The organism is Paenibacillus sp. SEL1, assembly GCF_054602535.1.
This window is the reverse complement of record NZ_CM137723.1, coordinates 3833568-3846836: the sequence shown is the minus strand read 5'-3', so window position 1 is coordinate 3846836 and position 13269 is coordinate 3833568. Positions and strand designations below refer to the sequence as shown.

Genomic DNA, 13269 nt, shown 5'->3' with positions numbered 1-13269 from the left:
GTCATTAAGATCGAAGTCCATACGAAATGCAATCAACATCACCCCATGCATCATTTTATGGTCATCATCGTCTAGAGTACTCTTCTAATATCTCTCCATATTTTAATGCACGTTGACTTCCGTTGCATTCGAATTGAACAATTTTATTTTTATAATCATAGATAAAAACGCCAGCAGTGCAAACATCATTCCGCTCCAGATGAGCTGGTGTATTCCCAAGTGAGAGATAAACCACCCGCCCATAGCAGCCCCTATCGTAATACCCAGATTAGAAAATGAGACAAATAGACTGTTACCAAACTCTGGAGCTTCTTTTGCTTCAGTGGTTAACCATGTTTGACTAATAATTAGCCCCCCGGAATGCACGGCCCCCCAAATGAGTACAACCACAATCATCGGTAGGAAAGAAGCTCCCAGAGCATAAGTGAATACGTAAATGACCATATATAGCAATGGGAACATGATGACGGTCTTGGTCAGATTTTTATGTAATAATCCTCCAAATAAAAAGTTTCCAAAAATCATGACGATTCCAAAGACCATCAACATCATACTGATCCATGACCCGTTCATAAGAGTTACTTCTCCAAGATATTCGGCAAAGTAGCTATACACCGAAAACATAGCTGCAAAGATAAAAATAACAGTCACAATGTTGAACCACAATTGAGGTTTACGTAATATACCAAGCTGTTTGCCATAAGACATCTTTTCCTGAACGGGCAGGGAAGGAAGCCATACGAGTATTCCCACAAATGCAATCATGCTTACGACAGCTCCAAACAAGAAAGCAGCTTCTAACGATATCTTTTCAGCAAGATAGGAAGTCAAAGGCACGCCAAACGCAAATCCTACTGTGATTCCAGCGAAAACCTTGGTGACGGCTTTACTACTCTTTTCAGGGGGGACAAGATGAGATGCAGTCACGAGAGCGACCGAAAAAAAGACAGGATGAAAAATAGCAGGAAGAACACGAAAAATGAGCATGACCTCAAAATGAGTGGTATAGGCATAGACAATATTAGAAATGACAAAACTAAATACAGCGGTTAATAGAATGACTTTACGATTCATGCCGGAAACGAGTAAGGTCAAGAACGGACCTGAAATGGCAACAACTAAAGAAAAAATACTGACGAGCCAACCAGCCTGGGCAGCTGATACATTGAATTTTTGGGTTACTTGAGGGAGAACGCCTATAATCCCCATTTCCGTTGTAATAATGCCGAATACGCCTAAAGCCAGAATGATAATAAGTAACGGGTTAACCTTTTTCATTTTAAGTATAAGCCTCCAATTTAATTATATATATAGATTTATAGATATGTTATGTGAAAAAAAACCTCCTTTCAGTTTATAGTTCCTTTTGAACGTACTCGGCAAATTCCCGGATTGTTTTTTCATTCCGACGATAGTACGTCCACTTCCCAATACGCTCAGACTCTAACAAACCGGATTTTTGCATCGTTAATAAATAACTTGAAATCACAGACTGCGCAAGTCCCGATTTAGCCTGAATATCTCCCACACATACACCAATTTGAAAATTAAGCCCTTGCTTTAGATAAGCCTGTTCATCAAAAAACTCTTCTGGTTTTTTTAACCACAGCATAATTAGACGACGAGTTTCGTTTGACAATGCTTTATAAATCAGTGACGGTTCCATATAAAACATTATATCTATTTTATTAGATTTGTAAATATAAAGTCCAATGATCACGTAGAAAAATAAATAATAAAGGCTGCTTCCCCACGGAAAATTCCGCTGGGAAGCAGCCTGTTCAAGTACATATTCAACTACACTGACTTACTCTTATTGGAGCGATACATCAAGTATAGGAAATACGGTGCACCGATCAGTGCGATCAGCAATCCGGAAGGAATTTCGGTCGGCGCAAGCACTGTCCGGCCAATCGTATCAGCCAGCACCAGCATTACTGCTCCCAAGAGGCTCGACAGAACAATGGAGCGGCGTACATGGTGCCCAATCAACGTACGCACGATATGCGGAGCAATCAGCCCGATGAAGCCAATTGTCCCCACACAGGCTACCGCTCCACCCGCCAGCAGCACACCCACTGCCATGGCCAGCAGCCGGGTGCGGCGCACCGGAAGTCCCAGTCCCATAGCGCTGCTATCGTCAAACACCAAAAGATCGAAGCGGCGAGCTAGCCACCAGGCTATTGGCAACAACACGAGCAGAAAGGCCAGAATCGTCGCCACCTGTCCCCAGTTTCGAGCGTAGGTACTACCCGTCAGCCAAATATAGCCTGTGCTGCCCCAAAGCGAGCCTTGGATAATCAGTACCTGAATGCCGGCTGCTCCGATCGCTGATACAGCAATCCCAAGTAGGATGACCACAGACGGGTTTAGGTGCTTGTTCCATGATAAAAAGAAGATCACCGCCGCCGACACCGTCGCTCCGGCAATCGCCGCGATGGGCAGCATATAAACAGGTAGCCCAGGCCAAACGATAATCACTGCAAGCGCACCAAAGCCAGCCCCTGAAGAAACACCAATGATCGAGGCATCCGCTAAGGGATTACGAACGGCTAATTGGATCAAGACACCGCTGACCGCAAGCGCGATACCAGCCCCAGCTGCCACCAGCGTGCGCGGAATTCTAAACTGCAGCAAGGCCGAATTTGCGTTCTCACCGCCGAACAGGCCGGACAATAGATCGCCGACAGGAATTCGCATCCCTCCAAACATCAGGCTGAATACAGTCAACAGCACGGCACCGCATCCAAACAACGTGACCAGCCTGCCATACGGTAATTTCCGAGAGCGCACACCTATGTTCATGGAAGACTGCCCGCTAATACCAGAAGGCAGCTTCATTTTCCACAGAATCAGCCAAATTAACCAAGGAGCACCGATCAAGGCCATCACTGCTCCGGTCGGCAGGTCCATGCTTGATTGGTGGACCATTTTCGCCAGCACGTCAGCGCCCGTCAACAGCAATGCCCCCCAGAGGAAGGAACCGGGCAGCACCCAACGATGCATTTTTAGACCGCTTAAGCGCACCAAATGCGGAGCTACCAAACCCACAAAACCAATGGGTCCAATGACGCTGACTGTAATGGTTGACAGCAGGACAGCCAATACAATTCCCACCGCCCGGGTCAAGCTAACCTTTTGCCCGAGTGACGTGGATGTGGACTCATCCAGATCCAGGACATCAAACTGCCTTGACAGCAGAACGGCAATGACCGAGAGTCCTACGACCCAGGGCCAGGCGTAAGTTGTCCCGCTCCAGTCGTTTTGCACAAGCGAGCCAGAACCCCAGAGAAACAGTCCCTGGGTTTCAAATGAATAAAAGATATGCAAAGCTCCGGTAAACGAACCGAGAACCATGGATACAATCAAGCCGGCAAGCGCCAACCGAATCGGACTTCCAGCTCGTCCCCCGCCCATGAAGTAAGCGAGTACCGCTGCAAGCAGGCCGCCGACAGCGGCAAATAGAAACGGCGCCTGATGCAGCAATCCGGGAAACATCACCGCGCCAAGGACGACCACAAAGTAGGCACCAGCGTTAATTCCTAGTGTATCAGAAGCCGCCAGCGGATTTTTGGTGATGGCCTGGAGCAGAGCACCGGCGATGGCCAGCGCACCACCTGCTAGGATTCCGATGACCGTACGCGGCATTCGGAGATCCCACACCATGTTATGATCAAGCGTATTCTGACGCTGGGTCAACGCCTCAATTACTGTATGCAGCGGGATTGAAGCCTCTCCATAACACAAGCTTACAAAAAAAAGCACGATGAGGACGATCAATCCGCCCCCAAAGATGCTTCCTACACGCCAAGTCTTCGATAAACCCGTTGTGTCTGTTCGGGTCATTTCGTCAGAGCTCCCACTACTTGATCAACCAGTACTTTGGATGAGATAGGACCACCGAATGTCCATGTTGTACCGTCCAGCGGATAGGTACGTTTTTCTTTGACAAAGTTCAGTCCGTTCCATACCGAGTTGTTCTTCATCGCGGCTCCAAATACATCGTCCGTCTTTTGTGTAATATAGATAAAATTGCTGTCCTGTACAGCTGGAAGAGCTTCAATGCCAACGGTGCTAAACCCGTATTTCTCGGTCTGGTCCGACTTCCAGTCGTTCACCATGCCGATTTTCGCAAGCGTTCCCACTACAACCGAATTTTCTTTGAACATTCGTAGACTGGCAGCATTTTGAGCTGTAAAGGCCTGTGTCAGCGCATAGTGAAAGTCTGCTTTGCCCGCCTTCTCCAATGTAGCCTTTGCATCTACATAGTGCTGGTCAAGTTCGCTTAGGACCTTATCAGCCTGTTCCGTTTTACCGGTAGCTACAGCTACTTGCTTAAAGATTTCAACCATACGGTCGTAATCATAGCCGTTCCCCTTGTAAGGATCGAATTCTATCGTTGGTGCAATTCCTTTAAGCTGCGCATAGATCGCTGCATTGTTATCGGCGTTAGAGATAATAAGATCCGGCTTGAGCGCTGCAATCGCTTCTAGATTCGGTTCGCCCCGTGTGCCGATATCAGTTACGGTATCAGCCAGCTTCGCCTCCGGTGTTACCCACAGCTTGTAGTTTTCATTGTCTGCATTGCCGACCGGCTGTACGCCAAGTGCAATGAGATCCTCGGTAAACGTCCATTCGAGTACCACGACACGTTCCGCTGGCTTGTCCAGTTTGACTTCCCCGTGGTCGTCCTTAACCGTAACCGGACCAGCCGTTGTGGATGTCTGCTCAGACCCTGCAGTACCTTCCGTCTTCGAGCTATCCCCAGCTGCACCGCAGCCCGCCAATACAATAGTAAAAACTACAAATAATAATAGGCTATTCAACATCTTTTTCATTTCTCTCAATCACCCCTGTATGTATATTGCATCGGAAAATGATAATCATTATCAGTAAAAGATTATAGGGCTTAGTGACTTTTGTCAATACGGATAAATCTAAAATTGAATCGCAAACAGGTTCCGTATATGATAGCTTTATCATTGTTTAAGGGAGGCTACATTTACGTGGCAGTATTAATCAACGAGCAAATTAAAGCTGACGAAGTGGTACTCACTGGACTCGCGGGAGAGAAGCTCGGCGTTGTCTCCAAGTCAGAAGCCTTGGCTATGGCCCGATCCCAAGGGGTGGACCTGGTATGTACCTCACTCATGAGCAGTCCACCGCCCTGTAGCTTGGTCGCAAAGGGCAAAGGAAAAGCGCTGGCGCAAAAAGAAACCGCAGCAAGCAAAAATGTCGGCCGAGCCGCAAGAAACAGCGGCAAAGAAAAGGTCAAGGAGCTTCGCTTCACTGCTCATATTGAGGAGCATGATTACGACACGAAGCTGCGTCAGGCAGACAAACATCTGCGTTCCGGCAAACCGGTGCAGTTGGTCGTTAAAGCGTCTGGTGCAAAAGAAGCACCTGTCGCCAAAGCGGTACTAGAGCGGTTACTAGTCGATCTGAAGGAAGCCGGAGTTAAGGATACTGGAATCCAGACGGGCGGCAAGGGCTCACAAGTGAAATTAAACCCTCGCTGAATGGCAAATCGGTAAATTGGACAAATCACTAAGACCGTAGGAAGCAGAGGGAGATCACTAATGGACATGAATGGACCTGTCAACATTTCTCGAAGTGAGAGACTTCAGACTTGCCACGAAATAGCTGCGAGGTTACATGAAGTATACAGAGACAAAATTCTGGCTATAGGGATCTATGGATCTGTTGCCAAAGGTACTGACGGCCCTTTTTTTGACATTGAAATGTTTTGTGTACTGAGTGAACCAAACGGCCCCATAGAATTTAGCCATGAATGGTCGGCGGGCCCCTGGAAAGCTGAGGTGAACGTCTGTAGTTCAGACATTCTTCTTAAAATTGCCTCTACTGTTGAGGGCGATTGGCCGTTGACACATGGACCCTTCTTTTCCCCACTTCGTCTGTATGATCCTAAAAACTTTTTTTCTATATTAAAGGAAGCGGCCGAATCCCCAACAAAGGAAGATTTCAGGCATGCCATCAACGAAGTGCTTGTAGGTGAAATGTATGAGTTTAATCGAAAATAAAATTGCTTTAATTGCGCTTACTATAATATATCATTTTTTTGATATGCCCAATCCCCCTTTCAATAAGGGGGATTTTACTTTTCTTCTGGATGGATGATACTGCTTTGTTATATTTTTCCACTGTAATATATTTAAAATTTAAACCACTTGATTTCACCCCCTACCTCCTTTATTCTCTGTATATGTAACTCTGGCTTTGCTTATCTGAGAAAATTTTAGCGTAGGGCTTTGTATAGATTTTATTTTTGTTAATATCCAACAACAGGGCCTTAGGCACTATGATAGATTACGTTTTAATGATATATTGATAGGTACTATAAAAGACTAATTACCCATGGCTTGGGCTGGAGGATGTATGAAAAAGGAATCAAATCAAGACGAAACCAGTTATTTATTTAATGTAGATGTATTAGTTAAAGGTCGTTCGAACGTAGAGGCCCTTCAGTTCCTGCTTAATCTCTTGAGCCAAAATGAACAAATTGCGGATAGCCGGATTCAATCCGGTATCGAACTTGGCAATTTAATTGAAGCTGCACTGTACCTAAAAAAACAGTCGGCCGTGAATAACCCATCTAATGCAGCCGCTACGCTCGCGGAAAAATTCTCTAAAAAGAAATCAGCCGCAATTACGAACAAGCCACCAGTCGTTCAAGAGATCAAACAATCCCACGTACAGCCAAAGCCTGCAATTCAACAAGACCTTAGTACGTATGAATGGATCAAACGCTATATTCAAGATAACACGCTTGTACGGTTAATCGTGAACCGCTATGGCGGACAGCGCAGCATTCCTTGCCGCATCCTCAATCTGGATCATGATAACAGCCTACTGAGTGTGTATCATGTAGATGAGAAGCAAGTGTACTCCTTTAAAATGAATGAGATCGATGAAATCACATCGTAAATGTAATATTTCATAAAAAAACGAAGCATGAAAAAAGAGAACGGGCAGGAAAAACATGACGTCTTTCTTGTCCATTCTCTTTTTTTGCATTATCCGAAAAGAACTCTAATCCTCTTTCTTCAGACCCATGGCAGCCCATGCCAGCAATATCCATCCTGCAATAAAACACACGCCTCCTAGAGGGGTAATAGCCCCCAGCACACGGATTCCGGTCAAACTTAGCACATACAAGCTACCAGAAAATAAAATGATACCCGTCAATAACAGACGCGCTGCCCATCTTAAACGGTTGGAAGGACCCCACTGTCCGGCAGCCAACGCAATGATCAGCAAACCGACAGCGTGAATCATATGATATTTCACACCTGTTTCATACACGGCCAAAGCATCCGCGTCGATCCGGGCTTTCACAATATGTGCCCCGAACGCTCCAATGGCTACCGCCAACATCATCAATATAGATCCCACAAATATCCATTTTCGTTGCATGTTTGTGTACTCCTTTTCATCTCATCCTTTTAGCCGAATGTTCTTCTTATTTTATCGAAACCGTATGAAGTTTACCAGCCAGCGTGTGTGAACAGGCCGCATACAGAATTGGATGATTAGACCCTGTCTTCTGAAGGATAATGTGTAGGATGGCTTGCTTTTTTGTTTATTTTGTGGAAAATTAGTACCTGTTCGGACTATGTTCAAGGAGTGGAAAAAATGAGTTACCAAGATCCTAATTTGCAAAAACCTGCTGCGTCTGAGGAGCACCCTGTTTTTTCAGAAGCTCCTGTGTTTCAGCCTCCGGTCAAGCTCAAACATTCCGGTCCCGGAATTGCTTCTTTTATTATGTCGCTTGTCAGCCTGATCGGATATATTATTCTGGCTATTATGGTCATTAATCTGCTGGCTCATTTCAGCCAATACCAAACGTTGAACCCGGAAGTCGCTCTACAGCAAACCGGAACGGTATTGCTTCCTTTTATTTTTTTAGGCAGCCTGTTGCTGAATTGTAGCGGACTTGTGGTTGGTATCATTGGAATTGCGTTAAAAAACCGTAAGAAAACCTTTGCTATTACAGGCTTAATCATTAATGCACTTATTATTGTGGGCTTTATTGCTCTTCTGGCCATCGGTCTTTCCGTTCCGAATAGCACAGCGGATATCTATCCTTCCTCCGTGCAATCTTTATAATTTTTCTGCATCACACAGAGAGGATTCAATGTATGAACAAAATTAAAATTTTTGCCGACAGTACCAGTGATGTTCCTGCTCACTGGCGTCAACAGTACGAGATTAGCATTGTGCCATTGTATACAGTATTTGGTGATGAGGCATTGCAGGATGGGGTGAACATTCACCCGGAACAATTATTTCAACGTGTAAGCCGCGAGGGACATTTACCTCGTACCGCCGCACCTTCTCCGTCGGATTTTATTCAAGCCTTTGCGCCCTACATAGAACAAGGGGACGACATTTTATATATCAGTCTGTCTTCCGAGCTATCATCGACGTACCAGAATGCGCTACTCGCTGCCTCTGAATTTCCGGAAGGCCGCGTTACGGTTTTTGATTCCTTGAATTTATCGTGCGGCTTTGGCCTGCTTGTGATGAAAGCTGCTCGTGCGGCAGCCAACGGCAATACGATAGAGCAGATTGTAGACATGTTGACGAAAACCAGGCCGCTCATAGACACGGAATTTGTCATTGATACACTTGAATACCTGTATAAAGGCGGAAGATGTTCAGGCATGCAAAACCTAATCGGCAGTCTGCTCAAAATTCGTCCGGTGATCAAAGTGATTGACGGAAAAATGACGCCTGCCTACAAAGTCCGCGGCAAACGTGAAAAAGCTTTGGATCAGATGCTGCAAAATGCACTGAATCAACGAGATCAGATGGATAACGATATCATTATTGTCGTGCACGCTTTGGCCGAGGAAGACGCGCTAATGCTGCAAGCTCGCTTGAAAGAAGAAACGAACGCACAAGAGGTACTGCTAACTACAGCAGGCTGTGTCATTTCCAGTCATTGTGGTCCACAGACCATCGGTATTATGTATGCCAAAAAAGCATAGTTTATCCAATATCAAACCCGTTGCCGCATAGGTGGCGGGTTTTTTGGTATTTTTCCAGCAATTTAGCAATGAATAACTTTCCTCTTTTTGATAGTATTATTCGTCGAGTAACGATATATGAGTCTACAATCTATCATAAAAAAGAAGGTTATTTGGTATGAGTTCCAAACGATCACGTTGGTTAACCAGGCTCACGCTTTCAGCAACTGCAGCCATCACAATATTCACAACATTCACTTCATACTTAGCTGCTCCAGCAGCAGCATCCGGCGCTACGTTCCAAGATATTGCACACAGCTATGCCTATCAGTCTATTATTTCCCTGCACGCTAAAGGAATTTTGAACGGTACACAACCTGATTACTTCTCTCCTAAAAAGGCTGTTACCAGAGCCGAATGGGTTACCGCACTGGACCGTACACTCGGTCTGGAGCCTGTACAAGCGGCCGTTTCCTCCTACCGAGATGTTGCCAAAAAGACGTGGTACTATGGATGGATTGAAGCGGCTTCTCAACTTAATATCGTTCAGGGGGGAACGTCCGCTACATTCCAACCTAATAGTCCCATAACCCGTCAAGAAGCGGCCTTAATGATCGCACGTCTCATCCGCTCTTCGGGCGGATCAGGAGATGCTACTTCCTCCTTCACAGATACTGGCGAAATTGCAGATTGGGCCCTTGATGCGGTAACCACCGTAAATCGTTACGGCTTTATGAAAGGTGAAAGTAACTATTTCCGTCCTGCATCCTCTCTGACCCGTGAAGAAACAGCAGTAGTGCTGGAACGACTGCTAACGTATTCAACAAAGCATGCTAACCAAACTGCTTCCACCGCTTCTTCCATCCGAATAGGCTGGCAATATGATCAAACCGTTCAGCAGTTTGAAAATACGGTGCTCCAATCCAACATCAACACCCTATCACCACGTTGGTTTTTTCTAAATGAAACAGGTATTATCAGCGATTATACCAATTCGTCGCTGCTTGCCTGGTCCAAACAGCATCATAAAAATATCTGGGCGATGGTAGGCAACCGTTCCAACCTGGCACTGACGCACCAAATTCTGTCCAGTGAGGTTCTACGAAATACAACCATAACTCAGCTTGCTAATGCCGTATCTGTGTACGGTTTGAACGGACTTGTCATTGATTTTGAAAATGTAGATGGTCAGGATCGTGCCAATTTAACATTGTTCGTCCAACAATTAAAAGCTAAGTTGAAGAGTCAGAATACGGTACTGGCGATTTGTGTATCTCCTGATTACGGAACGGACTGGACTGCCGCGTTTGATTATAAACAGCTTGGCGCTGCGGCAGACTATCTGATCCTGATGGGATATGACGAGCATTGGGGAGGTAGCTCGATCCCCGGCTCTGTGTCCTCACTGCCATGGCTCCGTGAAAGCGTGCGGCGTTTTGTACAAACCACCCATCCGGAGAAAGCGATCTTGGCGTTGCCATTATTTACACGGAACTGGACGCTTAACGCTAGCGGGCAATCAATCGCTTCCTCTGATATTTCATTAGATCAGCAAAACCAGCTAGTATCTCGTTCCGGCTCCAAACCAATCTGGAATGAGGATATTCAGCAGTATACCGTGTCTTACAAAGACACGCAGCTTCATAAGCTGTGGCTCGAGGAAGGACGATCCTTCACTCGTAAGTATCGCTTGGGACAGGATGCTGGGTTTGCTGGCTTCGCCTACTGGTATCCGGGCGGAGCAAGCTCTGATCTGTGGTCCAGTGTAAAAAACGCAGACCGATTTATACAGCGTGGTTTATAAAATACGAAGCCTTCAACCTCACATGAAAAGTGAAGTTGAAGGCTTTTGACATATATACTTATCCCCAGCCTATGACCGATATGCAACTTTCCCGTTTACAACTGTCATTCGTACCTTAACATCAAGTAAAGCTTGCGGGCTTTCCGATACAACACGGTCAATGACTGTAAAGTCAGCGGCTTTCCCTTCAGCTATCGTCCCTCTTTCATCAGCCTCACCGGCTGCTACTGCGCTTCCCGTGGTAAACAAATGAATGGCTTCATGTACATCCAGCTTTTCAGCGGGAAGATAGCCCTCATGCATTTCTTCCGGCTTGGCACGAGTCACTGCCGCATGAATACCAAGAAAAGGGTTTAACGGCTCAATCGGCGCGTCGCTACCTCCAGCACATGGAATGCCTGCTTCCAGTAGCTTTTTCCAGGCATATAAATATTCAGTCCGTTCTTTCCCCACCCGACCCAGTACCCAAGGGAAGTCACTTGCGACAAAACGGGGCTGGATGTCCGCGATCAGCGGCAGCTTCGCCATTCTCTTGACCAAATCACCCCTAAGCACCTGTCCATGGATCAGGCGGTCTGGCAAACCGCTTTCCTCCGTGAGCGCATGAGCCTCCATCGCTGTCAAAATCATGTGCGCCGCCCCATCCCCTATGGCATGCACAGCCACCGGATAGCCTGCGGCTCTGACAGCAGCCACCATATGATTCAGCTCTGGCTGCGGTTGGATCGCCATTCCACAGGTATGTGGAGCATCACTATAAGGTTCGGATAATAAAGCCGTTCTTCCACCAATAGCGCCATCGGCAAACATTTTTATCGCACCGATTTTAAACCACTCATTTCCGGTACCTGCACGCAGCCCTTGCACTTTCGCTTCTTCCAAAAATGGATGATAGATGAGCTGGTGTGTGCGAAAAGGAAGACCTTCTTCCCTCAGCTCCCTGTAAATTCGCTGCATCGTCTCCACGCTGCCCAAAAAACGTAAATCCTCTGTGTGCGCAGCAGTCAAACCAAGCCTCAGCGCATCCATACAAGCCCGCCGAATCGTATCCTTCTTAACCGAATAATCCGGCTCTGGCTGCACGCTAGTAAAGGCAAAGGATGCTTCCTCATAAATCAATCCGTTCAACCGTCCATCTGCATCTCGCCCATAGGCTCCCGAAGCCGGGTCAGGGGTGTCCTCGTTAATACCCGCACGTCGAAATGCCTCTGAATTGGCCAAGAACGTATGAAAGCACGTACGAGTGAGATATACCGGATGCTGATCTGTAATGGCATCCAGCTCGGCTATATCCGGTATTTCAACAGGAATAAACGCATTTTCATTCCAGTTGAGTCCTAAAATCCATTCTCCTGGCGGTGTTACAGCGACCCGTTTGCGCAGCATAGCCAGCATCTCTTCCTTGGAGGTAGCTGATGTTAAATCCAGCATAGCCAGCTTCATACCATGCATAGACAAATGCATATGTGAATCGGTTAAGCCTGGCAGTACATAGGCGTCTTCCCAATCCACAGTTTCATATTCCTTACCGGACAACTGTAATTCAAGCTCCCGAGCATACCCGATGGCCTGTATCCGTCCATGCTGTACAACGATAGAGTCTCCTTTGGAAGCCCACTCCCCATACAACCGGCCGTGCTTGAACAAAACGAATGTCAACGCCACTCATCTCCTTTATTCAACTATACGCATATCCACTTCATATTACGCCTGTGTTGCCACTTCCAAGCGTAGTGTATTTATATCTATCTGCTGCACCTGCTGGGCAAATTGGTCATGAGCTGCACAGACAGCCATTTTATAATCCTGATCCAGCTCATACTGCTTAAAATGACAATACTCGGTGGTAAAGCCCTCTGTCGTGAAGCCTATGAATGGCTGTGCCTTCAGCTCGAATGAAAAAGACTTCAACGGTAGGTTTAGTCCCTGCCCCTCGGCCTTCACAAAGCTTTCCTTAAGCGTCCATAGGTCGTAAAAATACGATAAGCGGCTGTCTGCGTCCTGACGCATTAACGCATCATACTCTGTGTCTGAAAAGCACACTCTACCTACCGCAAAATCAATAGGACGGAGCTGTTCAATGTCGATTCCAAGCGGGTGATCATCAATAGCGCATACCACCCATTTTCCCGAGTGAGAAACATTAAAATGGAATGCGGGTGCATTGATCAAGGAAGGCTTACCGAATGCATTGTATGTAAATTGAAGACTGGCATTAGATACCTTCAATTGCCGGCAGGCCAACCATCTCAGCAGCACATCGGCATATAACCCCCTCAAAGCATCTTCCCGATGTAAAAAACGATCTAACTTGTGCTGCTTTTCCAGCGAAACCTGATTTACCAGTGATTCGTAATGCTCCTCAGCCTCCGGCTTGCTCGTATCAATCGCGTATATTTTCATGGTTGCCTCCTGTATACCTAATGAATATCAGCCAGTTTGTAACACTCACCGTTCGATGGAAGTCTGTTAGAT

The 13269-nt window shown here is 46.4% G+C and carries 12 protein-coding genes and 1 pseudogene; 6 read left to right on the top strand and 7 right to left on the bottom strand.

The window, feature by feature from the left end; all coding sequences use genetic code 11:
- Window positions 1–102 precede the first annotated feature (102 nt).
- From ACYCSE_RS17930 to ACYCSE_RS17915, 4 genes are all read right to left on the bottom strand, one after another.
- A complete protein-coding gene (locus ACYCSE_RS17930) occupies window positions 103–1278 on the bottom strand; it encodes an MFS transporter (RefSeq protein ID WP_459699150.1) in 1176 nt (391 codons plus the stop codon).
- A gap of 76 nt (window positions 1279–1354) precedes the next feature.
- Entirely contained in the window at window positions 1355–1666 is a 312-nt protein-coding gene (locus tag ACYCSE_RS17925) for an ArsR/SmtB family transcription factor (protein ID WP_061831898.1), read from the bottom strand.
- A 131-nt stretch (window positions 1667–1797) separates the two neighbouring features.
- Window positions 1798–3846 carry an iron ABC transporter permease gene (locus ACYCSE_RS17920; RefSeq protein ID WP_430151284.1) on the bottom strand — a complete coding sequence of 683 codons (2049 nt, stop codon included), beginning with the start codon at window positions 3844–3846 and terminating at the stop codon, window positions 1798–1800.
- Window positions 3843–4838 (bottom strand): ABC transporter substrate-binding protein, encoded by a 996-nt coding sequence (locus tag ACYCSE_RS17915; RefSeq protein ID WP_165176047.1) that lies wholly within the window; start codon window positions 4836–4838, stop codon window positions 3843–3845. The genes ACYCSE_RS17920 and ACYCSE_RS17915 overlap by 4 nt, the downstream gene beginning before the upstream one ends.
- A gap of 168 nt (window positions 4839–5006) precedes the next feature.
- Between ACYCSE_RS17915 and infC the strand changes: the two genes are divergently transcribed.
- From infC to ACYCSE_RS17900, 3 genes and pseudogenes are all read left to right on the top strand, one after another.
- Window positions 5007–5519, top strand: coding sequence for a translation initiation factor IF-3 (gene infC, locus ACYCSE_RS17910; protein ID WP_322176073.1), 513 nt, complete (start codon window positions 5007–5009; stop codon window positions 5517–5519).
- Window positions 5520–5579: 60 nt separating this feature from the next.
- Window positions 5580–6029: pseudogene (locus tag ACYCSE_RS17905) on the top strand (kanamycin nucleotidyltransferase C-terminal domain-containing protein); the annotation flags it as partial.
- A gap of 367 nt (window positions 6030–6396) precedes the next feature.
- Window positions 6397–6945, top strand: coding sequence for a hypothetical protein (locus ACYCSE_RS17900; protein ID WP_250267920.1), 549 nt, complete (start codon window positions 6397–6399; stop codon window positions 6943–6945).
- A gap of 105 nt (window positions 6946–7050) precedes the next feature.
- Here ACYCSE_RS17900 and ACYCSE_RS17895 read toward each other — a convergent pair whose 3' ends face one another.
- Entirely contained in the window at window positions 7051–7434 is a 384-nt protein-coding gene (locus ACYCSE_RS17895) for a DUF423 domain-containing protein (RefSeq protein ID WP_459699143.1), read from the bottom strand.
- 219 nt (window positions 7435–7653) lie between these two features.
- On the opposite strand from ACYCSE_RS17895, the gene ACYCSE_RS17890 reads away from it, so the two are divergent.
- The 3 genes from ACYCSE_RS17890 (at window position 7654) to ACYCSE_RS17880 (ending at window position 10794) form a co-directional block, all read left to right on the top strand.
- On the top strand, window positions 7654–8127 hold the full coding sequence (locus tag ACYCSE_RS17890; RefSeq protein ID WP_069291559.1) for a hypothetical protein: 474 nt from the start codon (window positions 7654–7656) through the stop codon (window positions 8125–8127).
- 32 nt (window positions 8128–8159) lie between these two features.
- Entirely contained in the window at window positions 8160–9011 is an 852-nt protein-coding gene (locus ACYCSE_RS17885; RefSeq protein ID WP_336077439.1) for a DegV family protein, read from the top strand.
- Window positions 9012–9168: 157 nt separating this feature from the next.
- Window positions 9169–10794, top strand: coding sequence for an S-layer homology domain-containing protein (locus ACYCSE_RS17880; protein ID WP_459699139.1), 1626 nt, complete (start codon window positions 9169–9171; stop codon window positions 10792–10794).
- Window positions 10795–10863: 69 nt separating this feature from the next.
- On the opposite strand, the gene ACYCSE_RS17875 is transcribed toward ACYCSE_RS17880, so the two are convergent.
- Together ACYCSE_RS17875 and ACYCSE_RS17870 are read right to left on the bottom strand one after the other, a co-directional pair.
- Window positions 10864–12453, bottom strand: a complete 1590-nt coding sequence (locus ACYCSE_RS17875) for an amidohydrolase (RefSeq protein WP_459699136.1) — start codon at window positions 12451–12453, stop codon at window positions 10864–10866.
- Window positions 12454–12498: 45 nt separating this feature from the next.
- Window positions 12499–13197: a 4'-phosphopantetheinyl transferase family protein gene (locus ACYCSE_RS17870; RefSeq protein WP_459699134.1), complete on the bottom strand. Its 699-nt coding sequence runs from the start codon at window positions 13195–13197 to the stop codon at window positions 12499–12501.
- Window positions 13198–13269 lie beyond the last annotated feature (72 nt).

Excerpts from the sequence above, each read along its gene's own strand:
- ACYCSE_RS17900 (WP_250267920.1), top strand. The coding sequence starts at position 6,397 with ATGAAAAAGGAATCAAATCAAGACGAAACCAGTTATTTATTTAATGTA.
- ACYCSE_RS17880 (WP_459699139.1), top strand. The coding sequence starts at position 9,169 with ATGAGTTCCAAACGATCACGTTGGTTAACCAGGCTCACGCTTTCAGCA.
- ACYCSE_RS17925 (WP_061831898.1), bottom strand. The coding sequence starts at position 1,666 with ATGGAACCGTCACTGATTTATAAAGCATTGTCAAACGAAACTCGTCGT.
- ACYCSE_RS17870 (WP_459699134.1), bottom strand. The coding sequence starts at position 13,197 with ATGAAAATATACGCGATTGATACGAGCAAGCCGGAGGCTGAGGAGCAT.
- ACYCSE_RS17915 (WP_165176047.1), bottom strand. The coding sequence starts at position 4,838 with ATGAAAAAGATGTTGAATAGCCTATTATTATTTGTAGTTTTTACTATT.
- ACYCSE_RS17930 (WP_459699150.1), bottom strand. The coding sequence starts at position 1,278 with ATGAAAAAGGTTAACCCGTTACTTATTATCATTCTGGCTTTAGGCGTA.
- ACYCSE_RS17890 (WP_069291559.1), top strand. The coding sequence starts at position 7,654 with ATGAGTTACCAAGATCCTAATTTGCAAAAACCTGCTGCGTCTGAGGAG.
- ACYCSE_RS17920 (WP_430151284.1), bottom strand. The coding sequence starts at position 3,846 with ATGACCCGAACAGACACAACGGGTTTATCGAAGACTTGGCGTGTAGGA.
- ACYCSE_RS17885 (WP_336077439.1), top strand. The coding sequence starts at position 8,160 with ATGAACAAAATTAAAATTTTTGCCGACAGTACCAGTGATGTTCCTGCT.
- ACYCSE_RS17895 (WP_459699143.1), bottom strand. The coding sequence starts at position 7,434 with ATGCAACGAAAATGGATATTTGTGGGATCTATATTGATGATGTTGGCG.